Source organism: Paenibacillus amylolyticus, from assembly GCF_047302515.1.
Lineage (GTDB): Bacteria > Bacillota > Bacilli > Paenibacillales > Paenibacillaceae > Paenibacillus > Paenibacillus amylolyticus_G.
The window spans coordinates 2136568-2161672 of record NZ_CP168019.1 but is presented as its reverse complement, the minus strand read 5'-3'; the positions used below and the strand labels follow the sequence as shown (position 1 = coordinate 2161672).

Below are 25105 nucleotides of genomic sequence, written 5' to 3'. Positions count from 1 at the left end.
CTTTTATAACAACAAAACAACCGTTCTTGGAACGGTTGTTTTGTTGTTAACACCCAATAGTTACATTCTGGTTCCTATCTAATAAAAAGGTGCCTACTTTTCAAGTAGCATGAGAAATTTTAAGATAAAACGCAACGAAGAAATGATTGCCAAGATGATAGATTGAAAAGTAATTGAGGGGATGGTAGCGTCATGCCAATTGAAATCAAAGACATTGTGTCTAAGAAAATATTAAGTGAAGTAAAAGGTTATCTAGATATTGGTTTTACTCATTCACTAAATCCCTATACGGGTTGTGCATTTGCTTGCGAATACTGTTACGTCAGAGAAATGCCTATTCAAAAGTTTAAGGATATTCCTTGGGGATCGTGGGTGGATGTCAAGAAAAATGCAGCAGAAAATTATCTAAGGGAAGTCTCTCTTCTAAGACGTAAAAATAAACCCATAAGTATATTCATGTCATCAGCCACAGATCCTTATCAACCTGTAGAGCAGAAGGCAAACATTACAAGAAGCCTATTGGAAGAAATGGATAAAAACCCACCAGATTCACTTCAAATTCAAACTAGAAGCCCTCTGGTTGCCAGAGACCTTGATATACTGCTGAAATTAAAGGAAAAATGTCGAATTTTGGTTTCAATGACAATCGAGACAGATCGCGAAGATGTAAAACGAATTTTTTCACCCTATGCTCCTGGAATAGATTTAAGAGTTAAAGCCTTGAAAAAGATAAATGATGCAGGGATACATACACAAGTATCTATCTCCCCTGTGCTACCTTTTTCACCTAATTTCGCTAACATGTTACAAGGCATAACTGATCGAATTTGGATTGATACGCTATTGATTGGTGATGGTCAAATGGGGATGAGATCTGAGCGGTTAGGGATGCCACAATTATTTGATGCATCGTTTCACGAACTTCATTAATACGGCAAGCAAGGAACTTGCTGAAGAATTGATTGCTCCAGATGCTGTTTTTTATGTACCTATGCAAAAAGAACCAATGAATGGTCCAAGTGGTTATCTCTCCATAATTCATATGATGAGATCTGGTTTTTCCGATATACAATGGACTGTTAAGGAGCTGGTAGCAGAAAAGGATCTAATAGCAGCTCATTTTGTCATGAAGGGCACACAAGACGGAGAGTTTCTCGGGTTACCACCAACGAGCAAAAAAATCGAAGTAAATGCAATGAATTTTTATCGGATCTCCAATGGCCAAATTATTGAAGAGTATGGTCAACCCGATATGCTTGGCTTGCTTCAACAAATAGGGGCAATTCCAAAAGCATAATTACATCTCATTGATCTGGGCATCGTTCCAAAAAATTAAGAGTTGGATAAATAGATTAAAGTCGAAGAGGGACTGCATTTTGCAATCCCTCTTCTTAGCGATTTTACAATTAGGAAGATATAATCTACTAGTTTTAGCCTAGTTTTCGCGAACCATTGAACCATACGGATTTGATTGACAAGGTATCTGAAATATTAGTGATCGGATCACCGTTTATGAGAATAAGATCAGCACGTGCACCTTCGGTAATCCGGCCACGATCATGTAGACCAAAGCAACGGGCCGGTTTGGAAGTAGCCGACTGAAGAGCTTCGATCGGAGTGAACCCAGCCTTCACCAACAGCTGCATTTCGTGGTGAACACTGGCCCCATGAGCAAGGCCACCAAGGTTCGGAACGGGAACCGGTGCGACATCCGTCCCTACAAGAATATCAACTCCGGCACGGTGAAGATCCATCACATTCTTAAAGCTGTTCTCCATATTGCCTTGCGGGAATGTATTGAAGCTTGAGTTCAAAATATCGATCCAATCCGGACTTAATTTGGAATGAACTCGTGGATCATTAGCCAATTCTGATGCCGGATTACCTATAATCGATGAATTTAACACCAAGCACGGTGTAACAAAAGCTCCAGAATTAGCTATGGATTTGACCAATTCGGACGTGCACTCGGGTCTGTCGATAAACAAGTGGCCCAAACCGTCAACTCCAAAATCGATGGCTGCCTTCGATGAAAGAGCCGTCAAAACGTGAGCAATGACCAACTTATCGAACTTGTGGGCTTCAGTAACGGCTGTTTTTAGAATCTCGTCACTTAAAACAGGCAGGCCAGGTGCACCCATAACCGTTCCCTCTTCAATCATGATCTTAATATAGTCGGATCCATTCTCCACTTGGGTATGCACATGTTTGATCGCTTCTTCAACCGTTGTCACTTGAGGTATTTCGTCGTGATCGTGAGCGTAGGCGGCCAACATTGCTTCCCGGTCTTCCTCCGATAACTTCTCTAGTTCCTTTAATACGAATTCAGGTATTTCATCTCCATCAGGCAGTAATTCATCTGGGTGCCCACCAGGAGCGGTAATCGCTGTACCAGCAGATCGGACGTCTGCGATGTCATCCACATTTTTTAGCTGAATTTCGCGCCCTCTTTTCGTAAAATCGCCGTTCATTTCGAGTTCTGTTGTAACACCGAATCTCAAGGCATCTCGTAAGCCTCCAATTGAGGTATGGACATGTGAATCAATCAGGCCGGGTATTAATGTCGAATTTTCTCCATCGATAATTGTTGCATCGCTTGGGATGTCTCCGCCTACTGAAATAATGGACACCCCTTTAATGACAATATGTCTGGGAGCAATAATTTGATATCCATCAAAGATTCGTACATTTGTAATCGCCGTAATTTCTTCTAACCCAGCATTTTGATTTAATTTCTCCATCATAAAAAATCCTCCTAATGTGTTTGTGATCCAACACTTCGCAGTATAACTGTTAGATATCTAACAGTCAATAGTCTAACATTAATTTGACAAGCCTACTGGGATCACTGTATATTTTAGCTACTTACAATTAGATTCCTAACAATTACAGAGGGGACGATGGACGGTCATGCATTCCCGAGAAGATACGCCTTATATGGATTTGTTTCAAATTATCGGTCTTAAGTTAAAGAAAAGAGCGGATGAGAGTATAAAAGAGCTAGGATTAAGTTCTCAACAAGGAAAAGTAATCGCTTATATTTATGAGAATCAAGATAATCATATTATTCAAAAGGATCTTGCAGATCGGTTTCATCTGCGTGGGGCAAGCGTTACAAGCATGCTTCAAGGGCTAGAGCAAAAAGGTTTCATCGAACGTAAAATCCCGGCCAATAATGAACGACAAAAAAATATTTATGTATTACCAAAAGCGGTTGATTTGATTGAAGACTTTAATAACTCATTTCAAAAAGTGGAAGATGAAATCGTTCAAGCCCTAAATGACGAGGAGAAGCAAATCTTAAAGAAATTACTGATCAGAATTAATGAACGCATATAACAGAAGCGCAGGCAAGGTAACTGGTGGCGTGTGACAAGATCATGTTCCTATTGCATCCCATTGAAGACGCTATTTTAGCAGCTTTTCGTATTATCAGGTTAGCCAGTAATTACTGGTTGGCCTTTTTTTGTGGTCGTTTTACGATGGGGGAGCCGGGAGAACGTGGCGGCTTTAGAGGCTAAGACCTCGTAACAATACAGTTCTACCACGACTTCCAAAAAGACCATGTTTATGCTGGTAGAGGCAGTTGACCCCATATAACAAGCGAAGCTATGGGTTTGGAAACATCGTGGAAAGGACTGTCGAAACGAAAGATAAGGACTGAGAACATGGAACCTGTTGTTGGCGTAGATATCGCTAAAGGTTCAAGTGTAGTTCAGGTTTTTTGAAAACGAAATGAGCCCGTTGGCAAAGCTACAGTCATTGCGCATGTTGCGAGAAAGTAAATAAGTACAGAAATCCTTTAAATAACGAAATGTCTTCAAGGACAAAATTACAGGTTAGATTTTTCGTTAATTTCACCTCCTTTTAAATATAATGATATTTTATTTATTGTTGAATTTACGTCCAAACTGATAATAATAAAGAACTGTCATTACGACGACTACCACGGCTAGAGCCAGCAAAATGTTACTGTACACAAAAGCAACCTTATCATGTACAAACGGATTTAATTGAACAGTACTTGTTCCACCGTCAAGTACCTTGCCAATGACAGCTGTAGATCCTGCTGCTGCAATAAAGTTAAACATCGATAACAACCCCATACCGATCCCAATTCCACGTGCACTCAAATACCCCATGTTTTCGATTGGAACACTCATGTTGTTTGTTTGCATGCTTCTCATATTAACTGCATGGTGGTGCTCCCCATGTACTTGATCAGAGGATTGGGACTAGATGCCTTAACAGCGGGTTTGGTCCTATTACCTGGAGGCATTCTGCAAGCCATTATGTCCCCGGTAATGGGGAAATTGTTTGATAGATTTGGCCCACGCTGGATTGTTCCTTTGGGCTTGATCGTAATTTCTACGGCTTTGTTTTTTCTTAAGGGAATTTCGGAAAGTACCTCGTTAATACTCATTATGATCATGCACACCGGATTGATGGTCGGTATCTGTGCGGTATGGATGCCATCGCAGACCAATGGTCTTAATCAACTGCCTCCGGAACTATGCCCGCATGGAAAGCGCGATTATGAATACGATTCAGCAGATTGCCGGAGCAATCGGTACGGCAGTCGCCATCAGCCTGATATCAGTCGGCAATCATGCTTTTATGGAAACGGCAATTGACCCGACAAACCCTGTAAATGATTCGTTAGCTCTAATAGCAGGTGTTCAGACTAGCTTTGTTTTTGCGTTTGTGGTTGCTCTTGTCGGCTTGCCTCTTGCTTTCTTCATAAAACGAGTACAAGTAGGTAACCATCATCCTAATAGATGGAGAGGGAATGGTTGTTATTGTTTAATGCGGACATTTGGGAGAATGCCTGCCAAAATGGATTTCATCGATTTTATTGATATGGAATCAATATAGTTTTTATGGGAGGCTTTAAAGGATGAATGATTCAAGGAAACAAAGAACGGAAGTTGCAGATCCAACTTTGGAACAAATTCAATCTTTTCGCGTTTCTGTGCCTCAAGCTGATCTTGATGACCTGAAAAATCGTTTAGAACGCACTCGATGGCCAGATGAATTACCTGGAGTGGGATGGGATTACGGTGTACCGCTTAATTATGTTAAGGAATTGGTAAACTACTGGAGTAAGAATTACGATTGGCGAAAACATGAAGCTAGATTTAATGAGTTTCCTCAGTTCATCACAACGATAGTCGGTGAAAACATACATTTTCTCCACGTTCGTTCTCCTGAGCCCAATGCGTTACCGTTGTTAATGATCCACGGCTGGCCGGTCCGTTAACTAACCCTCGGTTCTATGGAGGGAATCCAGAGGATGCTTTTCATCTGGTTGTGCCGTCCATTCCAGGATACGGATTTTCAGGACCGACCCGGCAACCTGGAATGAATATCCAACGTATCGCTCAGATGTTTATAGTGCTTATGGAACGATTAGGATATCAACGTTACGGCGTACAAGGTGGAGATTGGGGTTCATTTATTTCTCAACAAATAGGATTGCTAAACCCTGATCATATTATTGGAAATGCACCTTAATATGTTGACGACATTTCCTCCTGAAGATTTTAAAGAGGTAGAGAGTCTGACAAAAGAAGAAAAAGAGCGTTTAGAAAAATTGAAGCATTATGATCTTGAACTATCTGGGTACATGAAAATCCAAGCCACACGTCCACAGACTTTAGCCTATGCTTTAACCGACTCGTCAACTAGCATGGATTGTTGAAAAATTTAAAGAGTGGACGGACTCTACAAACTTCCTGAAGATGCTATCGATCGTGATGATATTCTTACAAATGTCATGCATTATTGGCTAACTGGAACAGCTGGATCTTCAGCACGTCTATATTATGAGACATTATTTAAGTATGATCCTTCAGTGGAAAACAAGGAAATTTCTACAGTACCCACTGGTGTAGCAGTTTTTCAGAAGGATACTATGCTACCCATTCGTCGATTTGCCGAGCGCGATCATAAGATCATTCACTGGTCGGAGTTTAAACGTGGCGGTCACTTTGCAGCCTTAGAACAGCCTGTACTCCTCATGAATGACATAAAAAAGTTTTTTGGCAGTTTTAAATAAACGAAGGTTCTGGTACTAAAAAGTTAAAGCATTGGTTTGGACAACGGAATTTGTACCGCTGTCCAAACACTATGCTCGAAGTGAACAAAATTAGTTAACATACTTGCCGTAATCCGGTACGGCAATTTGGTCAAACTCATTAACCAGTTTTTTCAGGCTTGTTGTCAGCAGTTCACCGGACATCGGTAATCCATGGCCAGTTACAGCAACCGAGGGCTTTAAATTCTCAAGGTGAACAACAGATTTTCTTTGCAGCAACCCAATCTGTTGTTAAATAGCGAGGGGGTCCACTTATCTCCAATTCCTGATTAAATACTTTATACATATACTCTTGTTTTACAGTAGTGAAAGCATCACCTGCGATTAAAGCTCCGTCATTTTCCCGAAACAACGAAATATGACCCGGCGAATGTCCTGGCGTATGAATCCATCTAAATCCTGGCATATGGGGTACAGTTCCGTCAGGAGGTAACGTTTGCACATGGCTTCCAAGATTTATTGATTCATTCGGAAAAGATGGGGACATCTTCGCTACCAAACCACCTTCAACTGTAGGGTCTGGTTCCGGGTAGTTCTTTACCCCTGTGAGGAAGGGGAGCTCCAACGGATGTGCATAAACCGGAACTTCCCAGTGTTTTACAAGTTCGATCACCCCTCCGACATGATCAAAATGTCCATGAGTCAAGATTACCGCTTTGGGGCGGCTGTTTGCACCGAAACGCTCCTCAATGACAGAGATTATTTCATTTGCTGACTTTGGCATTCCCGCATCTACTAAAACGAACTCGTCAGATTCCGGGTTACCCACTAGACAGATATTGACGATTTGGATAGTGTAGCAAAATAAATCAGGTAATATTTCAATCCCCACACCACTTCCTACTGAAGTTACGGGGACGAACTTATAATCTGTACCGTAATCCAATTGTTCTTGATTCATTACTCATCCTCCTTGAAGTTGTTCAATCGACATGCTGTAGTATACCCAGAAGCAAAAAAATATCCGGCTTACATAGCCTCCACAGATCGATTTTAAAAAACTGTCGATTGACAAGAATAGAGGCGATTTTGCATTCATGTCGCTATAGAAGTGGATTATTGGGAGAAAATCAAGGAATTTTGCAATTGAAGCCCGATCCGGCTGCTGCAAAAGTGGTTACAGGAAACTCTTGGCGGACAATTTGGCGAAATGCGGACCATGATGCATTATTTTTTTCAGAGCAGTAATTTCCGTGGAAAAGGGAAGCAGTATAGAGACTTAATTCGTGGTGTATTTATGGAGGAATTAAGCCATGTTGAATTGGTGCAGCAAACAATAAATCAATTGCTGACCGGAGCTGGAGCCGAAGGAGTAGGAAATGCAGGCATTGATGGGGCGCCGCTGGACGAAGCTATTAAACATGCCAATCCACATCATTATATTATGGGCGCTCAAAGTTCGCTGCCTGTAGATGTTGCCGGTAATCCATGGCTCGGGAACTATGTGTATGATCATGGCAACTTGGTAAGTAATCTGCTCGATAACGTTGTTCTAGAATCAACCGGGGTATTACAAAAAAACACGGATCTATGAAATGAGCAACAACAAAGCGTTCCGCGAAACTTTGGCATTTCTAATCGTTCGTGACAATGCTCACCAAAATGCATTCGCGATGGCACTGGAGACATTAGGCGTAAATTGGGGCAAAGTATTTCCTGTTCCGAATTACGATATCAACAAATATCCAGAGTGTCAGAAATATGTTGACCTCAGCTTCCACAATGCTCAATTTAACTTCCGTTTGGACAACACACGAATCGCTGAAGTATTCAGCGGTCAAACACCTAGTCGTAATGGCGGCGAGCTTCAAGTCACGGAACCTCCTCAGGGATTCCCACTCCCTTATATGCCTGATCTTCCAAATGAGCATAGTCCAGGTTTGCATGATTTAAATACTTAAAGAAAACGTAATCAATGAAAGAAAGATACAAAAAAGGAACCCTAAAATCTGCTGATAGTAAAAGCAAAATAGAGGGAGATCAAATTCTCCCTCTAAGGATACATGGGCTGTCTAGCGACAATAACCTAACCTGTTATCGATTGGAATGATCGGATACTCTTTTGCGCATTCCCGCTAAACCTAGTAATCCAAGTAGTCCTAGCCATCCCCAGTCCATACCATTATCGTTATCCGTTGCATTTGCTCTAACACTGTTTGATTGATAAACAAATGGATACAACAACAGTTGTTATTTGTTTTTTCATAAAAGTTTACTCCTGTATGTGTGATGACTTTAATTTCTCCATAAATCAGCTTATTATTCCATAGGAATTTTATTGTTTTTGAATATGTTGTTCATGAACATGGAACTATACTTTTGGCGAGAAATAAAATATGAAGGAGCTGTTATGATGGGAATATTAAGTGGTAATCCAAAAAATGAACCTATGCATTATGGTGAAATCTTCAGCGTATGGCAATGTTCAACGGTTGCAAAGGGAGCTCTTTCCTTCTACCAAGCCTTTTTGAATCACGCAGGAGATAAGGATCTGAAAAAAATACTCGATGCACTAATTGATCAAGCTAAATTAGAAATTAAAGAGTGCGATACCCTGCTGACGGATAACGGAATTGCACCAACACCAGCATTACCAGAAAGACCTCCAGTAAAACTGGAAGACATTCCTGTTGGTGCAAGATTTACGGATCCAGAAATAGCAGCAAGTATTGCATCTGATACTTCAATGGGATTAGTGGCGTGTAGTCAAGTTATGGGTCAATCCATAAGAGAAGATATTGGAGCCTTATTTGCGAAATATCACGTTACTAAAACGGCATTAGGCGTTCGCATTCTTCAAATGAGTAAAGAAAAAGGGTGGCTTATTCCTCCGCCTCTTCAAGTGAAGAGACCAGAAGCAGTTGAGGCTTAAATCTCTACTGACTCTGACGTTTAATGGGACAAGTTGTTAGATTATTTGTAGTGCCGAAGTATGCCTTTGCATTTGTATAAAGGAACCCCTTCTGTACAGTTTGTGTTGTGCCCCCCGTTGTATGCAAGCGGGGGACAGTATAATGTTCGGGTAATATATAATGAAGATTAAAATACTATCTTGGGGCTAATTCATGGCTGGCCACGATGTTGTTTTGCACTAGAAAAGTTATCGTCGGTCCAAGATTCTAACCACATCGGGTGGATATAATGCATTTAAAACCATTGTTTTCTTCTCCCAAATGGGTAAACCGACCTTTGAAGTTGAAGGGTCGGTATTTTTGTTCAATTTGATATTCAGATATTATGGCAGAGTGTCATTTGCACGCATATGAATTGTGTTATCCTTTGGGTAAATTATCACTCTTCAATCCGAGGTCAGAAAGAAGTTTCGATTGAAGAGTTTGCTACTTTAGATGAAGAAAATTAAGAACTGACTCATGGCTCCTTCGTCAGATGGTGGTGCTGATCGCGAAGTGACCGTTGTTTACCAGCGAAAGGCAACTATGGTACGCCGTCATTCCTCAAAGATAAATAAACGATTTCTAATAAAAGCCAGCGCTTAAATGCTGGCTTTATTTTTATATGTGATAAAAGAATGTATCACGTCATGTTGATGTTTGCCTTAACCAATCCCATTTCTCTTGGAAAGAGGCAATTACCGTATCCCCCGATTGCAAAGGGTAGAATGGATACCGATTGGTGTTGTCGGTAAATTGCTTGTTCGTGATGACGGTACTAATCAGGTAGGGGGATTTTGCCGGCCGAATAACGAGGGAATTGCAACATCATCTACAACAGGCTACCGGGTTATGAAAAGGACTGGACCTAATCAAATTTTGATATTTGTGAAATGAGAATTATCTCTTCCATCAAGATTAAATTATAGTGTCAAAGAGAATTCTAAAATGTTGCTTTCAACAAATGTCTAGGGAAAAGAACTTGTTCCTATTGCAGAATAGGCGTGATCGTTATTTTGCCCTTTAATTCATTAAGCTAACAGGCAGGTTAGTTTAATAAGAATTGCTATATTTGTCACTACCATGTATTTATCTTGACATTAATTGAGTCTAACTCGTAATATTTAAAAAGGAGATGTAGGAAAGGGGACTCGCCGGACAATGTGGACTTCCTTGTAATGATTATCTAAACTGGATCGCTCGACTTGGTGTTTTGGTTATAACCACACGCCTCGTTTGTTATGCCGATCCGCAATCATTCAAGGGACGCGAGGAACCGTTTGAATCAAACCCGGGCGCGGATACTTGATGTATCCGCTTTTTGTTATACCTAGGATAATTCCATCTCCAATGAAAAATGGTTTTCTCCCTCCCTTATTAAACGGAGGTAATAAAATGACCAAACTATACGGAAAAACCGCTATTGTGACAGGCACAAGCCGCCCCGGAGGTATTGGAACCGCTGTCTGCCGCACGTTGGCACAAGAAGGCGCTAATGTGTTCTATACCCATCTGTACGATTACGATAAAACAGAGAATCCGGGGGATGCCGACAAAAACTGGCCGGATCTCTTTGCCGAAGAACTTCGCTCCTATGGCGTTAAGGCAGCGCATATGGAGGTCGATCTTACCGATCCCAATTCTCCAGCGCAACTGCTTGATGCATGCCGATCGGCTCTCGGGCTGCCGACCATTCTCGTCAACAACGCTACCTACAGTGTAGCAGCTGATTTCCGTCAATTAAATGCATCATTGATCGATGCGCACTGTGCCATGAACATTCGAGGTACATTCATGCTATCGGCCGAATTTGCGCGTATGCTGGAGGTTGAACTGGCCGTCCATCAGGACCTTTGCGGCGGCCGGATCATCAACCTCACGTCCGGTCAAGGTAAGGGGCCGATGCCTGGCAATCTCGCTTATGCCGCAACAAAAGGCGCTGTCTCCACCTTTACCGAATGTCTATCTGCTGAACTGGCTCCGTTTCACATTACTGTGAATGCGGTTGATCCCGGTCCTACCGATACGGGTTGGATGTCGGAGGAAGTGAAAAAAGCATTGCTACCGGGATTTCCGATGGGCAGGATCGGTCTTCCTGAAGATGTATCCCGTCTGATTGCTTTTCTGGCAAGTGACGATTCCCAATGGATCACCGGACAAATCATTCATTCTAGAGGTGGTTTCTAATTTCCATAAAACCAAAGGAGGCCGCCGATCAACAGGATCGGCGGCTTTGTTCGACTCCCGTAACTGGAGTGGATTATACTTTGTGAAGAAGATTATGCAACGGTTGCGAAAGAAGCTTTACGTCACTACCCAATCAATTGGGAAAAACTTGTCGTCTTCGCCTGTTAACGTCTTCGGAACGCTCCAGCGCGCGCCAGTGCATAGAAAATCAAGAGAGCAATGATCGACCCGACGATCGCGGGTATGATATGAAATCCACCCACCACCGGCCCCCTCGGTCCCAACAGTTCATACCCTAACCATGATCCAACAAAGCCAGCAATGATATTTCCAAGTACGCCTCCCGGCACGTCCCGTCCGATCAGATTTCCACTTAACCAGCCAATTAGCCCACCGACAATAAGTATCCAGATTAAATACACGAATTGGTCTCCCTTCCATTGATTTATTACAAGTTATGTTTCGTTAGGGGGAATGTTGCGGATCATCTGAGAATTGACCACTGAGAATCGATTACTAAACCATTTCCATTTTAATCCAAGGGTAGTAAAATCGGTTGTACCACCACTAGTCTGAATGCTGGTGCAGATGGGGAGGGAAATGGACAGTATAGAAAGGAGGCGCTCAGGTGTTCATGTTACGAAGTCCTTTTATTATAGCCTTGTTGATGATGTGTCTGATTTCAGGCTTGACTGCTTGTTCTGAGTCAGAGCAATGGGAAGATAAGGGTGCTTCGACAAAGGCTGACTTCACGGAGCAGATACAGAGCCTTAATCTGAATCTGGAAGAACCGTCATGGAAGCTGGATACCACCCCCATGAATCTAACGTGGTTCGTTGGAGCCGAATGGTACGGGCACACTTGGGGTGAGAGCCTGACTTCCAAATATGTCACCCAAAAAACAGGGGTTAATATCGAATTTGAAGTATCAACTGGTGAACCAAGCGAGATGTTATCACGGATGTTGACGACCGGTAGTCTGCCGGATTTGATAACCATCGGCTCCTGGGAGAGTGCGGTTAACAAACTTCGGGAGAGTAATCTCATCTATGCCCTGGATGAGCTAGCCAACAAGTATGATCCATATTTTTACAAGGTAGCAGGTGATGGTGCTCTACAATGGTATCGTCAGGAAGACGGCCATACCTATGTCATTCCCAATGATGCGTACAGTCCCGAACAGATGCGTTCAACCGGCTTGACGGGAGCGAACCAAACCTTTCTCGTACGTAAAGATCTGTATGAGTCGATGGGCAAACCGGACCTTACCACACCGAAAGGTTTTCTAAATGCATTGCAATTGCTGAAAAATCAATATTCTGTTTATAAAGGCAAGCTGATCAGCCCATTTTGGGCACAGGGGAATGCATCCTATGGGATGACCGAATATTTGCAAAATCTGCTTGCGATCCCCCATGAACAGAACGGTAAAGTATACGACCGAATGACAGATCCGGATTATATTGAGTGGCTGAAAACATTTCGTATCGCTTACGAGCAGGGCCTGATTAATGTTGATTTTATGGTCGACTCCAGTGCACAAGTGCAGGAAAAAACCAACCATGCCCAATATTTTATGATGATTCGGGAATGGACAGACATATCGGACCTCAATTCAAAATTGGAAGTTCTTACGAATCAGAGTTCATACTATATAGCTGTAGATGGACCCCGGAGCAGCAGGGGGGAATCCGCCAAACTGTTTCCCGGCAGCATGGATGGCTGGATGGTTACGATGATTAGCAAATCCACGGAAAACCCTGAACGGGCCATCCGATTTTTGACCTATCTGGCCAGCGAAGAAGGCCAAAGGGATTTATTTTTGGGCAAAGAAGGTGAAACCTGGGCGATGAAGAACGGCAAACCACAGTTGACGGCGGCAATGGTTCAGTTGCATGACACGGATAGGGAGCGGCTGGAAAAGGAATATGGCATTATGGATACCTACTGGATGCTGCGAAACCCTGCTTTTGTTAACAAGTGGAGACCAGAGAATGCCCCATCCATTAAACAAATGGAGGAGTTCGCCAACCAACAGGCCGACCTGGACAGCGGCATCTATAAGGGACTATATCCTATAGGGGATTCCGATATCGCGTTAGCCTGGTCACGTATTTCTCAGAATTGGGAAGAAGTGCTGCCAGAACTGCTTACAGCGAAGGATGAAGCTGCCTTTAACAAAATTTTTGAGAATTTTCTGATACGTCGTGTGAACTACGGCTTTAACCAGGTGATGGAATATCGCCAGGCTGAACTGGAACTGCGGAAAGCCAAGATAGCCAGATAACCATTCCTACTACATTGTTAATTATCAGCTAACTAGTAATATATGGTATAACAAAGGTGGTGAATACATCAGAATGAAATACCTACTAACGAGATTGAGGAAGCTTTATCGCAATGCCCGTATATCCCAAAAGCTGTTTCTGGCATTTAGCCTGATGATTGCCATACCTGTTATTTTGATATCCTTTGTGTATATCCGCATGCAAGAAACCCAGCTATATAAGGATGCTATGGCAACGGGCAACAGCCACGTTTCATGGCTGAATGAACAATTGCGCAGACGAATGGACATGATTGAGAACGCTTCCAATACGGCCCTTACTCAAAAGTCATTTGTGGATTTTATTCATTCCAATATGCTTGTGGATGGACTGCGTCTGGTGAAGTTTAAGCAAAACCAGTTTGAGCAAATGCTTAATATCATTCAAAGCAATGCGATGATCAGTGAGCTTAGCTTTTACGTCGATAACCCAAACTTGTACGAAATCTGGCCGGAAATCTATCATTATAAGAAATTTTGGCCTCAGGATTATTGGGTAAAGCTTCGGGACGAAGGTGGTGCGGCTTACCGTTTATTTTCTTTTAGGGATGGTGAACACACTTTATCCTACTATCGTCTGGTTCGCCTTCAAGGGCAGGAACAAAAGCGCCCTAGTATTATGGAAGTGCGAGTCCCGCACAGCATGTTTTTCAGCGACCTGCTCCAGGAGAGCAAGGGGGACTTCTTTTCGGTGTTGATGAACGCAAGCGATCCTCCCCAGTATGTTTACAATCCCCAGCATGAGTTTTCTGAGAAGTACGGGCAGGGGATGGAGGAGATCCTTGGCAGTATTCATCGCCATCTGGATATATTGCCGCAGGAACGCGCGCTTCAGGTTAAGGTGGGAGATCAGAGCTTCTATGCATTGTATCGATACATCGCTCCGTTGAACACTTATGTGGTCGAGATTGCTTCCCATCAGGCATTGATGAAGGGGCCGCGCAGTTGGTATGCATTTGTGGTAACGATTACATTATGTGTATTGCTGCTGATTATGCTACTCGTATCCCAAACGACGCGGCGTATTTTCCGGCGGTTGGACAGCGTACTGGTATCCATGCGTCAGGTACGGAAAGGCGAGCTGGATGCAATGATTGATACAGGCCTTGATGAGAACGAAAGAGGAGATGAAATCGATGAGGTGGCGGTGAATTACAATAAAATGTTACATGAGGTCAAACGTCTAATGACACAGGTCGTGGATAAGCAGTTAATTGCCAAAAATGCACAGTTGCACTCCCTGCATTCGCAGATTAATTCTCATTTTTTATATAACGCCCTGGAATCGATCCGTATGGTGGCAGAAGTACAGAGGCAGCCTGCTATAGCCAATTCATTGGTGTCGTTGGGCTCCCAGCTACGTTACAGCATGCAGTGGCGTAGCGATACCGTTGCTTTTCGTGAAGAGCTTGCCAATATCCAAAGTTATATTGAATTTATCAACTTTATGGAAGGCAGCAGTATCGTTATGACGGCCGATCTTCCTCAGGAGATACTTCACTACGCCATTCCCAAGATGTGTATGCAGCCCATCGTTGAAAATGCAGTTCATCACGGGGCACCTTCAGGTGGCAGGGTAACTATAGAGATTACCTTTTCTGTGGAGAATGACAGTCTGCTTTTCATTAACATAAGAGATGACGGAAAGGGGTTAGAGCCTGAGATGTTACACCGTCTTCAGGCAGTACTGCGGAGCGAATCGGATACACCGATGGTTACTAGCAGGAGCGGACTTGGTTTGGAAAACGTGAATAAGCGATTGCAGCTTCATTATGGCAAGAATTGCGGTCTTTGGATTGATAGTGTGCAAGGTGCATATACCTGCGTAACGATACGCTTGCCTTGGGAAAATGTAAATCTTGGAGGGTGGTAGAGCATGATTAATATCCTGATTGTGGACGATCAAAAACACATTCGTGACGGCCTGCAGGCCATGCTGCATCAATTTCCTCTGGAGCTGAACAACATATACTGTGCCGCGAGCGGGATTGAGGCGCTGTGCCTATTGCGGCAGCATTGCATTCACATCGTTATTACCGATATTATGATGCCGGATATGGATGGGTTGGCACTCATGGCTCAAACCAAAGAGGAATACATGGATGTGGAATACCTCATTATCAGCGGTTATAGTGATTTTACATATGCCCAAAAAGCTATCGGGCTTGGGGCAAAGGGCTACTTGCTCAAACCTTTGAAGCGAGAGGATCTGCAACATTCCCTGGAGCATGTATGGCAAGAGATCCAGACACGGCAGGCACTTACGCATAATATGCAGCGTGTATCCCGTCTCTCCCAAGAGACCGATCGTAAAGAATTAAGAATGTTTATGCAAGGTGCGTTAAGTGATGACACATGGATTCTTCAGATTGAGGAACAAAATGATGCCTTATGGCGTAATTATCGCTTAGCCCTGCTGCGGGAAGAAGTTTGCATGAACCAGCCCGGAGCCAGCAGCGCCCATAGCATGGAAGCCATTGCTTATCGTGTGTTTGGGAGACAAGGTTGTATTTGCCTGCAACATCGCCCATACCTGATCCTTGCGGTGGATGCGTCCATAGATCCAAGCGTTTTGCCTGCAGCGCTCAAGGAAGGAAAGATCAATGTCATAACGGCCATGACTAACCCGATTCAGGGGTTAAAAGAACTACCAGACAGCTATACCCAAGTGCTTGAGCTCTATCGCCACAGTTACTTGTTTCCTGATCAGTATAGTATCTTCCCAGCACATATTGAGCATATGGAGCAGCAATGGCAACTTCCCTATGAAGACTTATATGAACTGTTCCAGTCGGTTGGAACAGATAACAGCGGAACAATCACTCAGGGTATTTCTGCAATATTTCACAAAAAGGTGCTGCAACGCTATCCTATTCGCTATACTCAACAGCTCTGCGCCGCCACCGTTCAGATGATGGAGGAATACCAACGAGTTATCCACCCTTATATGGGGGAAGAAATGCTGGACCTTGAATCCTTGCGTAATCTCTTTAATTATCAAGGGATGCGTGAGTATATACAAGCACTGCAACAGCAGCTGCTTCGGCTGAATCAGTTATATTATGACTATAAGTGCAGCTATCGCCATTCGCAGGATCTTAATGAAGCCATTCGTTTTATACACGAGAGTTACCACAAACCGCTGGACCTCGCGATGGTATCCAATCATGTATCGCTTAATTATGCTTATTTTTCAAATCTGTTTAAGAAGAATATTGGTAAAGGTTTTGCTGAATACCTACGAGATGTGCGTCTGGATAAAGCGCGGCGGCTTCTCGCCGAAACCGATCATAAAATTGTGGAGGTGGCTGCTATGGTTGGATATGAAAGCTACAAAAGCTTTACACGCGCGTTCCGACTTGTGATGCAGATCCAACCCACAGAGTACCGACAGATGATGCGGCAGAAGGCCAATTGAATCAAAAGCTAAAAAAATGGGATACCACAAAAACAATTGTACCTTTTCAGCAAATGAACCTATTCGATAGAATAAAGATATCCCTTCATGTAAGCGATTTCCTTTATGCACATGGATTGGGAAAATCTATTATTCTATTAAAGGAGGACAATTATGAAACCATCTCACTTTACGGCGAAACGGTTTATGAAAAAGGTACTCGGTATGTTCCTTGTGGTTGTGATGCTGGCTAGTATTGGCATACTGCCAGCTTCAAAGGTTCAGGCAGCGGGAACTACCGTAACCTTAATGGAGTACTTCTCACCAGCAGACGGGCCTGTTATTTCTAAATCTGGGGTCGGCAAAGCCAGCTACGGATTTGTTATGCCTAAGTTCAATGGAGGCTCCGCGACATGGAATGATGTTCACAGTGATGTGGGCGTTAATGTAAAAGTGGGCAACAACTGGGTTGATATCGACCAGGCAGGCGGTTATATCTATAACCAAAACTGGGGGCACTGGAGCGATGGCGGCTTCAATGGCTATTGGTTCACCCTCTCCGCAACAACCGAGATTCAACTGTACTCCAAAGCGAATGGTGTTAAGCTGGAGTATCAACTTGTGTTCCAAAACATCAACAAAACAACCATTACAGCGATGAATGCAACACAAGGTCCACAGATCACAGCAAGTTTCACAGGCGGTGCAGGCTTTACATATCCAACGTTCAACAATAATCCTGCGGTCACTTATGAAGCTGTTGCGGATGATTTGAAGGTGTATGTCAAACCTGTAAACAGCAGCACCTGGATTGATATTGACAATAACGCAGCCAGCGGCTGGATCTACGATCAAAATTTTGGCCAATTCACTGATGGCGGCGGTGGGTACTGGTTTAACGTAACGGAGTCGATCAATGTCAAATTAGAATCAAAGACTTCATCGGCTAATCTTGTTTATACCATCACGTTTAATGAACCTACAAGAAATTCATATGTCATTACGCCATACGAAGGAACAACCTTCACAGCAGATGCGAATGGTTCCATAGGGGTTCCGCTTCCCAAAATTGATGGGGGTGCGCCAATCGCCAAGGAACTGGGCAATTTTGTATACCAAATTAACATGAATGGGCAATGGGTGGATTTGAGTAACTCCAGCCAGAGCAAATTTGCATACTCCGCTAATGGGTATAACAATATGTCCGATGCCAACCAGTGGGGTTACTGGGCCGATTATATCTATGGTCTTTGGTTCCAGCCAATCCAAGAAAATATGCAGATCCGTATCGGATATCCGTTGAACGGACAGGCGGGTGGAAATATTGGCAACAACTTCGTAAACTATACTTTCATCGGCAATCCAAATGCTCCGCGTCCGGATGTATCTGATCAAGAGGATATCTCAATCGGAACGCCAACCGACCCGGCAATCGCGGGCATGAACCTCATCTGGCAGGATGAGTTTAACGGAACTACGCTGGATACAAGCAAATGGAACTATGAAACAGGATATTATCTCAATAACGATCCCGGTACTTGGGGATGGGGAAATGCAGAACTGCAGCACTACACGAACAGCACTCAAAATGTTTATGTACAAGACGGGAAGCTGAATATCAAAGCCATGAACGATAGTAAATCTTTCCCACAAGACCCAAATCGGTATGCACAGTATTCTTCAGGAAAGATTAACACCAAGGATAAACTGTCCTTGAAGTACGGCAGAGTCGATTTTCGTGCCAAGCTTCCTACAGGTGATGGCGTATGGCCAGCACTGTGGATGCTTCCAAAAGATTCGGTATATGGCACTTGGGCTACATCAGGTGAGATTGATGTTATGGAAGCGAGAGGTCGTCTGCCTGGTTCGGTAAGCGGTACCATACACTTTGGTGGACAATGGCCCGGGAACCAGTATTCAGGCGGCGATTATCACTTCCCGGAGGGGCAAACTTTTGCCAATGATTATCATGTATACTCGGTAGTCTGGGAAGAGGACAACATTAAATGGTATGTAGACGGCAAGTTTTACTATAAAGTCACTAACGAGCAGTGGTATTCCGCAGCTGCACCGAATAATCCGAACGCACCTTTTGATGAGCCATTCTACCTCATTATGAATCTGGCAGTCGGCGGAAACTTTGATGGCGGCCGTACCCCGAACACCTCCGATATCCCGGCGACGATGCAAGTGGATTATGTACGCGTGTATAAAGAACAGTAATTTGCGATTTGGGATAGAGCGAATGAAGATCAGATGGAACAGATCCTGGGCAAACCGAAGAACCTGAAATCTCATACTCTAAAATTGGCTTACGGCCGATTCCCAATATTTCTACCTGGGAATCGGTCGTTTAATTTTAGACTTGATAATTTAGTTCATCGGCTGCAACTCTTGTCGAAGGACAACATCATTAGGAGGAAATATGGATCAGAAAGAATTTGACTCAGTCATCAATCTCCCTGCAAATATTCGTTATGAATACTGCATCAAAAAAGTAGTAGATTCAGAAGAAGTGTGGGGGCTTTATGAGAATGGTTGGTCAGTTACTGAAGATGATAAAGGTAATAAATTACTTCCATTTTGGCCTAAGAAAGAATTCGCGGAATACTGTGCAACTGAAGGTTGGGAAATTTACTCAAGTAAAAGTATGGATTTGTACGAGTTCATAGACGATTTTCTACCCAATTTGAAAAAAGAGGGTTTTAAACCTTCAATATTCTTAAATAATGCTGATTCTGCTGTATTAGAAGTCGATATAATAATTGAGGATTTAAAGACAGAACTTGAAAAATACTAACTTAAAGCCGCAACGAAGGAGTTTGGAAAACCGTGAAAAATACGAGACGTAAACGAATAAAATTGGGTGATATCTACGCTATACCTCTGCCTAACGGTAAGTTTGCCTTTGGGAGAAGGCTTAAAGATGCCAGCATTGCAATCTATAATGTGATAAGTGACACGATAGAAGAGTTACCTCAAGAAGAGGAATACCAATTTATCGTGGGTGTATATGATGATGTACTGAAATCAGGTGATTGGCCGGTCGTTGAGAATCGTCCGTTCCCGGATGAAGAAGAGGCGTGGCCCCCACCTGCCTGTATCATTGATAGGATATCAGGAGGGTATGAAATATATCATTTGGGAGAGATTAAACCTTCTACTCGCGAAGAATGTGAAGGGTTAGAGATGGCGGCTGCTTGGGAAGCTCATCATATTGTTGATAGAATAATGGGAGATGATAAGTGGCACCGAGACCCGAATAAATAGTGTACGAGTATACCATCTATGGTTCCAGAGATCAGGTGTAGCGGTTTGAACCGCTTTTTCACTTTCCAATACAAACATTAAGTCACGGCCTACATACGTTTCTATAGGGGTAACACCAAGCGCTTCAACCATTTGCTCTGTTAAAGTACACTCTTCTGGCATCTTATATAAACAAAATCAACCGAGCCAAGCCTCTTTTACAAAGAGAGCCTTGGCTTGTTTTGCATTCAGATGTAAGTAAAAATGCAAAGTGAACTTGACACATAATGCAAAGTGAACTATGCTAAAATTGCAAAGCAAACATTGCAAGGACGTGATCACTTGAAGACAAAAATTGCAGAACTGCGTAAGCAGCATAAACTGTCACAGGAAGAGCTGGGACGAATTGTTGGTGTTACCCGGCAGACCATTACCTCTCTTGAAAGGGGAAAATATACGGCTTCCCTTATTCTTGCTTACAAAATTGCCAATTTTTTTGGACTCGCCATTGAAGATGTTTTTGATTTCAGCGAAGTGGAGGAAATGTAAATGGACAAGTACAAGATTAAAGTAAAAACTCGCAAAAACGTACTGTCACTGGTAGCCGCTGCTACCCTATTGATCTATGTAGGACTTATATTTTACCGAGGTGGACTACCCGATTTACCTAGTTTTATAAAGGGATTTCACACAGGCGCTTTTATCGGGGTTGAAGTGGCCGTCGCTTTCTTCCTCGTCAGGTATATAAAAGCCAGTAATAATGAAGCCGAGCTGAAGAAGCAGTATATTGAGGAGAATGACGAGCGGAGTGTAATGATACTCCAGAGAGCCGGCACACTCAGCACAGCAATCATTCTCATTGGTCTGGGCGTTGCCTCCGTGATCGCCGGTTTCTTTAATCCCTTGATATTCTACACCTTACTAACTTGCTTATTATTTGTTTTAATCGTATTTTTTGCACTGTGGATGTATTATGCGAGAGAACTTTAAGGTTTAGATCAATGATGCTCATACAACCAAAACGAATATACTTAATAACAAAGTTGTCGAGGGACAAAAACATGATCCCATTAAAGTCGCTATTTAGCGGCTTTTTTGTTTTATCGGTACAAGCTCTTGTCCTAGGCTAGGGACAAGGACATCTTCCGTTTACCGATTAGATGAAAATCTATAGGCTGGTGAGACTTTCTCAACAGCTTGGAAGCAAGCAGGAATTTCCCCGCTTTTTTAATAATATAGGGCCTTGACCTTCACATGGGCTACCCAGGAATATTCGTAATGGCTAATTTTGCATTATGCATAAAGCAAGACATAAATAGTTTTGATCTTTTATGATCAAGTTATCGTTAATTAGTTTGAGGGGGTGAGGGAGCGTTGGATGATGAAGAGTTAATTCATGAGATTCGTGAAGGAAGTCGGGCTGCAATGGAAGTTTTGGTGAAGCGGCATTACAAGTCGATATTTTCATATGTGTACCGAAAAACGGGAGATTATCATATCTCTTTTGATCTAACTCAAGAGGTATTTGTAAAAATGATGAATTCATTGGAGAATTATCGAGATAACGGAAAATTCAGTCACTGGTTATTGAAAATAGCAGTGAATCATTGTATGGATTACTTTCGTGGGCGCGAGTTCAAGCAACAACTCAGAGAGAGTGAGTTAACAGAAGAGGCGCTCCCACCAAGTGAGCACCAGAATGTGTGGAACATATTCTATAAACGGTTTCAGAATGATAAGGTCAGGCTGGCGGTACAAAGTTTGCCTGAGCATCAGCGGGACGCGGTCATTCTGAACTATTACAACGGACTAAAGATCAAAGAGGTTGCCGAGCTGACGGGATCGAATGAGTCGACAGTGAAATCACGTATACGCTTGGGCATAACAAAGTTAAAAGAGATCATTGTGGGAGGTGAGCGGGATGAAACGTACAGAAAACGAAGATAGAAGGAAGCGTCGAGCTGAATTGGAGATGGAGGAGTACGCCGAAATTGCTCCTTTTTTGGATGACTATGTGGTTGAATATCCATCCGAGATGGAGATCGATAGGACGATAAGGGCCTTGGTTGCACATATGCCGGGACAGATGAATGTTCATCTGGAGCAATCACCGGGGAAATCATTTACAGAACTGTTCCAACTCGTTCGGGGTGAGGTTATGATTTTCCACAAATCGTACTGGCTAGTTTGCGCATTGCTTCTGTTGTGCGGATTCTGGTTGGGAACCCGCAGCACAATATCCCCATATATGAGTGGACTTATTCTGGTACCTGTACCTTTTATTCTCGGATTACTGGAAGTATTCAAAGGTCGGGATCAGGGGCTGATGGAGATCGAAATGACCTGTAAAATTACGGCACAACAGCTAATGCTGACTCGTCTGATCGTCGTGCTTGCAGGAAATATGGTATTTGTTCTGCTTCTTATGCTATTGGTATCTGGCGGAAGAGGAAGTTTCATCTCATGGAGTGGCGTCGCTCTGTGGTATACCCAACTGCTGATTGCGGCAGGGGCTAGTTTGTGGCTGGCTATGCGTGTTCGGGGTGGAACAGCTGTTAGTATTTTCTTGGTCGCATGGTTTGGGCTTTTCTGGCTTATGTTAAGCAATCCCCGATTTGTTACTTTAGTACAATCGATTCAGACCCCAGTACTTATTGCAATCGCATTATGTGGAGTGGTTCTGTTGATCAGTCAGATCCGGCAGATGACGCGAAAATATACATCACAAACGGAAAGAGGTTATTCCTTTGAAATTGACCATGGATAACGTATCCAAGAAGTATAGAAACAAGTGGGCCGTGAAATCGTTCACGTTAGGGCTGTCCAGCGGTGGCGTCTACGGCCTGCTTGGACCAAATGGAGCAGGCAAAACAACGCTTCTTCGCATGCTTGTAGACATCGCCAAGCCAACGTCCGGACAAATTATGCTGGATGGGCAATCCATTGAACAGATGGGGGATCGTTATCGCGATATATTGGGCTATATGCCGCAGCGCTTTGGATTTTATAATCGTTTCAGTGCTCATAAATTTCTCATGTACATGTGTTCGTTGAAAGGACTGAGTACGAATCAAGCCGCTATTCGAGTGCAGGAGACATTACGTATGGTTGATCTGGAAAAGCAGGCACAACATAAAATTCGTACGTTCTCTGGCGGTATGAAGCAGAGGCTCGGAATTGCACAAGCCTTGCTAAATGATCCACAAATTCTAGTTCTCGACGAACCTACGGCTGGCCTTGACCCGAAGGAGCGTATTCGATTTCGTAACATTATCGGTGAGTTGGGAAGAGACCGGATTGTACTGTTATCGACGCATATTATCTCTGATCTAGAGTTCTCCTGTAAGGAAATGATCCTGATGAATGAAGGTCAACTGATCACTCAGAACACACCGGAAGCGATCATGAACAGTATGCAAGGCAGCGTTTGGACTGCAACGTTAACTGAACAGCAGCTTGTCGAACTCACCTCTCATTTCAAGGTAAGCGGATTGTCCTATCAGTCCGATGGTATTGTGGCGAGAATCTTGGCAAAAGAACGGCCTGTCCCACAAGCTATGCCAGAGGCCCCTCGGCTTGAAGATGTATATATGCACTATTTTGATGAGGAGGCGACATCGTGATTCGTTTGACCCGATATGAATTTGTTAAAATAATGACGCGTAAAAGTATCTATCTTGCACTCACCGGGCTACTAATGCTTCTTGTTCTGTATGCCTATCTCGGACATCCGGGGCCGATGAACGGTACGTCGTTCTACAAACCCTATGAAGGAGCCATTACGGCTGAGAAGGTTCAGGCTGCACAGGAACAGTTACAAAACAAGGGTTACAGTGATGAAGCGAATCAGAATCGATATGGCGTATTTTATGAGATTTCCATATTTTCGCCGGAATCCATAAAAAACTACACCAAAACTGATGATAGCGGGAATGTCATGGAACGGACCGTAAACGTCACTGAAATTCACTACAATAAACCTTGGGGCTATCTGTTGGAATACATTGATCAATTTGGCGTGCTTTTTATGATGATCATGATTTTGCTGGGACTGGCTCCCGTATTCGCAGAGGAATATGCATTGGGAACGGCAGCGTTGGTACGCAGCAGCAAGCGAGGGAAGAGCCAAATCGTATCGGCTAAATTGATGGCTTCAATAGTATATATTATCCTATGCGTCATCTTGTTTACAAGTATCAACTTGCTAATCTACTGGTTGAGGTTTGGGAATTTGGCTGGAGCAGATACCCCAATACAGAGTGTAGGCATGTACTTTCAAAGCTTCGATTATGAATTCTCGCCTTATAGGTTGTCTGCGCTTCAGTATTATGTAGTTCAGTTGGTCACACACTTGGTAGGCAGCCTGGTTTTTGGATGCGTTGTGCTATGGGTCTCTTCGCTCAGTTCAACGGCGTTTGTTGCCATAATCATTAATGTGGCTATTGTAGGCGTGCCCTATCTGGCATTTGATGTGATGAACTTTAACCCAGGATGGGCGAAGTGGATTGAGGAATTTTCCTTCAGTACAATGATGCGGGTAACGAGACTGTTCCAAACTCCAGTAAACTACTCCATATTCAGGGTAGAGGTGTCATATCTACAGTTGTATTTGCTTATTATGACTGTAGTTACTGCTGTAGTTGTAATTGGTACATATCGAGCGTTCCGTAATCGTGAGGTATTTTCTTGATTTGAAGCACTATGAGGAACATGATGTATTACACAATTAGGTCCGCAGATTCTGCGGACTTCTTTTCATATGAATAAGCATGGCAGTGTCCCCAGCTGAGGACAAGAACTTGGTTCCATTGCCAAAAGGACAAGAACATTGTGTCATATCAGATTAGATAGTTATCTGAATAGCAGCATGATGGAACTCCTATGGCGAGATAAAACCCACATTAATATAAGACTTCGTTTGAATAACGATTTTAAGAACATGGTACCGATGTCGATTA

Annotated in this window: 28 protein-coding genes and 2 pseudogenes; 25 read left to right on the top strand and 5 right to left on the bottom strand. The window is 43.1% G+C overall.

All coding sequences use genetic code 11. The features are described from left to right. Positions 1 to 192: 192 nt before the first annotated feature. Complete coding sequence (locus ACDJ59_RS09455; protein WP_413408559.1) at positions 193 to 930, top strand: radical SAM protein; 738 nt, start codon at positions 193 to 195, stop codon at positions 928 to 930. Further along, complete coding sequence (locus ACDJ59_RS09450; protein WP_413408558.1) at positions 905 to 1297, top strand: ester cyclase; 393 nt, start codon at positions 905 to 907, stop codon at positions 1295 to 1297. Before ACDJ59_RS09455 ends, ACDJ59_RS09450 begins: the two co-directional genes overlap by 26 nt. Before the next feature lie 133 nt (positions 1298 to 1430). Here the strand turns inward: ACDJ59_RS09450 and ACDJ59_RS09445 are convergent, their stop codons facing one another. After that, on the bottom strand, positions 1431 to 2741 hold the full coding sequence (locus ACDJ59_RS09445) for an amidohydrolase family protein (RefSeq protein ID WP_413409759.1): 1311 nt from the start codon (positions 2739 to 2741) through the stop codon (positions 1431 to 1433). Positions 2742 to 2910: 169 nt separating this feature from the next. Between ACDJ59_RS09445 and ACDJ59_RS09440 the strand changes: the two genes are divergently transcribed. Continuing rightward, a complete protein-coding gene (locus ACDJ59_RS09440) occupies positions 2911 to 3339 on the top strand; it encodes a MarR family winged helix-turn-helix transcriptional regulator (protein WP_413408556.1) in 429 nt (142 codons plus the stop codon). 545 nt (positions 3340 to 3884) lie between these two features. Here ACDJ59_RS09440 and ACDJ59_RS09435 read toward each other — a convergent pair. Further along, positions 3885 to 4178 (bottom strand): hypothetical protein, encoded by a 294-nt coding sequence (locus ACDJ59_RS09435; RefSeq protein WP_413408555.1) that lies wholly within the window; start codon positions 4176 to 4178, stop codon positions 3885 to 3887. 18 nt (positions 4179 to 4196) lie between these two features. On the opposite strand from ACDJ59_RS09435, the gene ACDJ59_RS09430 reads away from it, so the two are divergent. Genes ACDJ59_RS09430 through ACDJ59_RS09405 form a run of 6 tightly spaced genes read left to right on the top strand, consistent with a single transcriptional unit; the run spans position 4197 to position 6058 of the window. After that, positions 4197 to 4634, top strand: a complete 438-nt coding sequence (locus ACDJ59_RS09430; protein WP_413409757.1) for an MFS transporter — start codon at positions 4197 to 4199, stop codon at positions 4632 to 4634. Next, on the top strand, positions 4537 to 4875 hold the full coding sequence (locus ACDJ59_RS09425) for a hypothetical protein (protein ID WP_413409954.1): 339 nt from the start codon (positions 4537 to 4539) through the stop codon (positions 4873 to 4875). The genes ACDJ59_RS09430 and ACDJ59_RS09425 overlap by 98 nt, the downstream gene beginning before the upstream one ends. A 22-nt stretch (positions 4876 to 4897) precedes the next feature. Continuing rightward, positions 4898 to 5260: an epoxide hydrolase N-terminal domain-containing protein gene (locus ACDJ59_RS09420; protein ID WP_413408554.1), complete on the top strand. Its 363-nt coding sequence runs from the start codon at positions 4898 to 4900 to the stop codon at positions 5258 to 5260. 50 nt (positions 5261 to 5310) lie between these two features. Next, positions 5311 to 5514, top strand: a complete 204-nt coding sequence (locus ACDJ59_RS09415; RefSeq protein ID WP_413408553.1) for an alpha/beta fold hydrolase — start codon at positions 5311 to 5313, stop codon at positions 5512 to 5514. A 1-nt stretch (position 5515) separates the two neighbouring features. Continuing rightward, the gene (locus ACDJ59_RS09410) at positions 5516 to 5701 is read left to right on the top strand and encodes a hypothetical protein (RefSeq protein WP_413408552.1); all 186 of its coding nucleotides are present in this window, start codon (positions 5516 to 5518) and stop codon (positions 5699 to 5701) included. A gap of 12 nt (positions 5702 to 5713) precedes the next feature. Further along, on the top strand, positions 5714 to 6058 hold the full coding sequence (locus ACDJ59_RS09405; RefSeq protein ID WP_413408550.1) for an alpha/beta fold hydrolase: 345 nt from the start codon (positions 5714 to 5716) through the stop codon (positions 6056 to 6058). Positions 6059 to 6148: 90 nt separating this feature from the next. Here ACDJ59_RS09405 and ACDJ59_RS09400 read toward each other — a convergent pair. Further along, positions 6149 to 6998: pseudogene (locus tag ACDJ59_RS09400) on the bottom strand (MBL fold metallo-hydrolase). 158 nt (positions 6999 to 7156) lie between these two features. Between ACDJ59_RS09400 and ACDJ59_RS09395 the strand changes: the two are divergent. After that, positions 7157 to 7998, top strand: a pseudogene (locus ACDJ59_RS09395) (manganese catalase family protein). Between the two features lie 133 nt (positions 7999 to 8131). Here the strand turns inward: ACDJ59_RS09395 and ACDJ59_RS09390 are convergent. Then, a complete protein-coding gene (locus ACDJ59_RS09390; RefSeq protein ID WP_413409755.1) occupies positions 8132 to 8278 on the bottom strand; it encodes a WGxxGxxG family protein in 147 nt (48 codons plus the stop codon). 172 nt (positions 8279 to 8450) lie between these two features. On the opposite strand from ACDJ59_RS09390, the gene ACDJ59_RS09385 reads away from it, so the two are divergent. The 3 genes from ACDJ59_RS09385 to ACDJ59_RS09375 all read left to right on the top strand — a co-directional run bounded on the left by ACDJ59_RS09385 (position 8451) and on the right by ACDJ59_RS09375 (position 11175). Further along, positions 8451 to 8969 carry a DUF3231 family protein gene (locus ACDJ59_RS09385; protein ID WP_413409754.1) on the top strand — a complete coding sequence of 173 codons (519 nt, stop codon included), beginning with the start codon at positions 8451 to 8453 and terminating at the stop codon, positions 8967 to 8969. 703 nt (positions 8970 to 9672) lie between these two features. Continuing rightward, entirely contained in the window at positions 9673 to 9885 is a 213-nt protein-coding gene (locus tag ACDJ59_RS09380; RefSeq protein WP_413408549.1) for a peptidase G2 autoproteolytic cleavage domain-containing protein, read from the top strand. A gap of 498 nt (positions 9886 to 10383) precedes the next feature. Then, entirely contained in the window at positions 10384 to 11175 is a 792-nt protein-coding gene (locus ACDJ59_RS09375; RefSeq protein ID WP_076327441.1) for an SDR family oxidoreductase, read from the top strand. 164 nt (positions 11176 to 11339) lie between these two features. Here the strand turns inward: ACDJ59_RS09375 and ACDJ59_RS09370 are convergent, their stop codons facing one another. After that, on the bottom strand, positions 11340 to 11597 hold the full coding sequence (locus ACDJ59_RS09370; RefSeq protein WP_036613911.1) for a GlsB/YeaQ/YmgE family stress response membrane protein: 258 nt from the start codon (positions 11595 to 11597) through the stop codon (positions 11340 to 11342). Between the two features lie 212 nt (positions 11598 to 11809). On the opposite strand from ACDJ59_RS09370, the gene ACDJ59_RS09365 reads away from it, so the two are divergent. The 12 genes from ACDJ59_RS09365 to ACDJ59_RS09310 all read left to right on the top strand — a co-directional run bounded on the left by ACDJ59_RS09365 (position 11810) and on the right by ACDJ59_RS09310 (position 24837). After that, a complete protein-coding gene (locus ACDJ59_RS09365; protein WP_413408548.1) occupies positions 11810 to 13462 on the top strand; it encodes an extracellular solute-binding protein in 1653 nt (550 codons plus the stop codon). Between the two features lie 94 nt (positions 13463 to 13556). Next, the gene (locus ACDJ59_RS09360) at positions 13557 to 15374 is read left to right on the top strand and encodes a sensor histidine kinase (protein WP_413408546.1); all 1818 of its coding nucleotides are present in this window, start codon (positions 13557 to 13559) and stop codon (positions 15372 to 15374) included. A gap of 3 nt (positions 15375 to 15377) precedes the next feature. Further along, on the top strand, positions 15378 to 16919 hold the full coding sequence (locus ACDJ59_RS09355) for a response regulator transcription factor (protein WP_413408545.1): 1542 nt from the start codon (positions 15378 to 15380) through the stop codon (positions 16917 to 16919). A gap of 153 nt (positions 16920 to 17072) precedes the next feature. Continuing rightward, positions 17073 to 19121 (top strand): glycoside hydrolase family 16 protein, encoded by a 2049-nt coding sequence (locus ACDJ59_RS09350; RefSeq protein WP_413408543.1) that lies wholly within the window; start codon positions 17073 to 17075, stop codon positions 19119 to 19121. Between the two features lie 202 nt (positions 19122 to 19323). Further along, positions 19324 to 19698 (top strand): DUF2750 domain-containing protein, encoded by a 375-nt coding sequence (locus tag ACDJ59_RS09345; RefSeq protein ID WP_413408542.1) that lies wholly within the window; start codon positions 19324 to 19326, stop codon positions 19696 to 19698. A gap of 32 nt (positions 19699 to 19730) precedes the next feature. Next, entirely contained in the window at positions 19731 to 20168 is a 438-nt protein-coding gene (locus ACDJ59_RS09340; RefSeq protein ID WP_413408541.1) for an Imm26 family immunity protein, read from the top strand. A 321-nt stretch (positions 20169 to 20489) separates the two neighbouring features. Next, positions 20490 to 20696 (top strand): helix-turn-helix transcriptional regulator, encoded by a 207-nt coding sequence (locus tag ACDJ59_RS09335; RefSeq protein ID WP_076215179.1) that lies wholly within the window; start codon positions 20490 to 20492, stop codon positions 20694 to 20696. Further along, complete coding sequence (locus tag ACDJ59_RS09330; protein WP_413408540.1) at positions 20697 to 21137, top strand: hypothetical protein; 441 nt, start codon at positions 20697 to 20699, stop codon at positions 21135 to 21137. A 384-nt stretch (positions 21138 to 21521) separates the two neighbouring features. Next, entirely contained in the window at positions 21522 to 22094 is a 573-nt protein-coding gene (locus tag ACDJ59_RS09325; RefSeq protein ID WP_413408539.1) for an RNA polymerase sigma factor, read from the top strand. Beyond that, the gene (locus ACDJ59_RS09320; RefSeq protein WP_413408538.1) at positions 22069 to 22914 is read left to right on the top strand and encodes a hypothetical protein; all 846 of its coding nucleotides are present in this window, start codon (positions 22069 to 22071) and stop codon (positions 22912 to 22914) included. The genes ACDJ59_RS09325 and ACDJ59_RS09320 overlap by 26 nt, the downstream gene beginning before the upstream one ends. Beyond that, positions 22895 to 23770 carry an ABC transporter ATP-binding protein gene (locus tag ACDJ59_RS09315; RefSeq protein WP_413408537.1) on the top strand — a complete coding sequence of 292 codons (876 nt, stop codon included), beginning with the start codon at positions 22895 to 22897 and terminating at the stop codon, positions 23768 to 23770. Before ACDJ59_RS09320 ends, ACDJ59_RS09315 begins: the two co-directional genes overlap by 20 nt. After that, a complete protein-coding gene (locus ACDJ59_RS09310; protein ID WP_413408536.1) occupies positions 23767 to 24837 on the top strand; it encodes a hypothetical protein in 1071 nt (356 codons plus the stop codon). The genes ACDJ59_RS09315 and ACDJ59_RS09310 overlap by 4 nt, the downstream gene beginning before the upstream one ends. Positions 24838 to 25105: the final 268 nt, after the last annotated feature.

Bases quoted from the DNA above. Each gene is read 5' to 3' on its own strand.
- ACDJ59_RS09365 (WP_413408548.1), top strand. From the start codon at position 11,810: ATGTTACGAAGTCCTTTTATTATAGCCTTGTTGATGATGTGTCTGATT.
- ACDJ59_RS09430 (WP_413409757.1), top strand. From the start codon at position 4,197: ATGGTGGTGCTCCCCATGTACTTGATCAGAGGATTGGGACTAGATGCC.
- ACDJ59_RS09440 (WP_413408556.1), top strand. From the start codon at position 2,911: ATGCATTCCCGAGAAGATACGCCTTATATGGATTTGTTTCAAATTATC.
- ACDJ59_RS09425 (WP_413409954.1), top strand. From the start codon at position 4,537: ATGAATACGATTCAGCAGATTGCCGGAGCAATCGGTACGGCAGTCGCC.
- ACDJ59_RS09420 (WP_413408554.1), top strand. From the start codon at position 4,898: ATGAATGATTCAAGGAAACAAAGAACGGAAGTTGCAGATCCAACTTTG.
- ACDJ59_RS09345 (WP_413408542.1), top strand. From the start codon at position 19,324: ATGGATCAGAAAGAATTTGACTCAGTCATCAATCTCCCTGCAAATATT.
- ACDJ59_RS09450 (WP_413408558.1), top strand. From the start codon at position 905: ATGCATCGTTTCACGAACTTCATTAATACGGCAAGCAAGGAACTTGCT.
- ACDJ59_RS09375 (WP_076327441.1), top strand. From the start codon at position 10,384: ATGACCAAACTATACGGAAAAACCGCTATTGTGACAGGCACAAGCCGC.
- ACDJ59_RS09355 (WP_413408545.1), top strand. From the start codon at position 15,378: ATGATTAATATCCTGATTGTGGACGATCAAAAACACATTCGTGACGGC.
- ACDJ59_RS09445 (WP_413409759.1), bottom strand. From the start codon at position 2,741: ATGGAGAAATTAAATCAAAATGCTGGGTTAGAAGAAATTACGGCGATT.
- ACDJ59_RS09410 (WP_413408552.1), top strand. From the start codon at position 5,516: ATGTTGACGACATTTCCTCCTGAAGATTTTAAAGAGGTAGAGAGTCTG.
- ACDJ59_RS09455 (WP_413408559.1), top strand. From the start codon at position 193: ATGCCAATTGAAATCAAAGACATTGTGTCTAAGAAAATATTAAGTGAA.
- ACDJ59_RS09385 (WP_413409754.1), top strand. From the start codon at position 8,451: ATGGGAATATTAAGTGGTAATCCAAAAAATGAACCTATGCATTATGGT.
- ACDJ59_RS09435 (WP_413408555.1), bottom strand. From the start codon at position 4,178: ATGCAAACAAACAACATGAGTGTTCCAATCGAAAACATGGGGTATTTG.
- ACDJ59_RS09320 (WP_413408538.1), top strand. From the start codon at position 22,069: ATGAAACGTACAGAAAACGAAGATAGAAGGAAGCGTCGAGCTGAATTG.
- ACDJ59_RS09330 (WP_413408540.1), top strand. From the start codon at position 20,697: ATGGACAAGTACAAGATTAAAGTAAAAACTCGCAAAAACGTACTGTCA.
- ACDJ59_RS09350 (WP_413408543.1), top strand. From the start codon at position 17,073: ATGAAACCATCTCACTTTACGGCGAAACGGTTTATGAAAAAGGTACTC.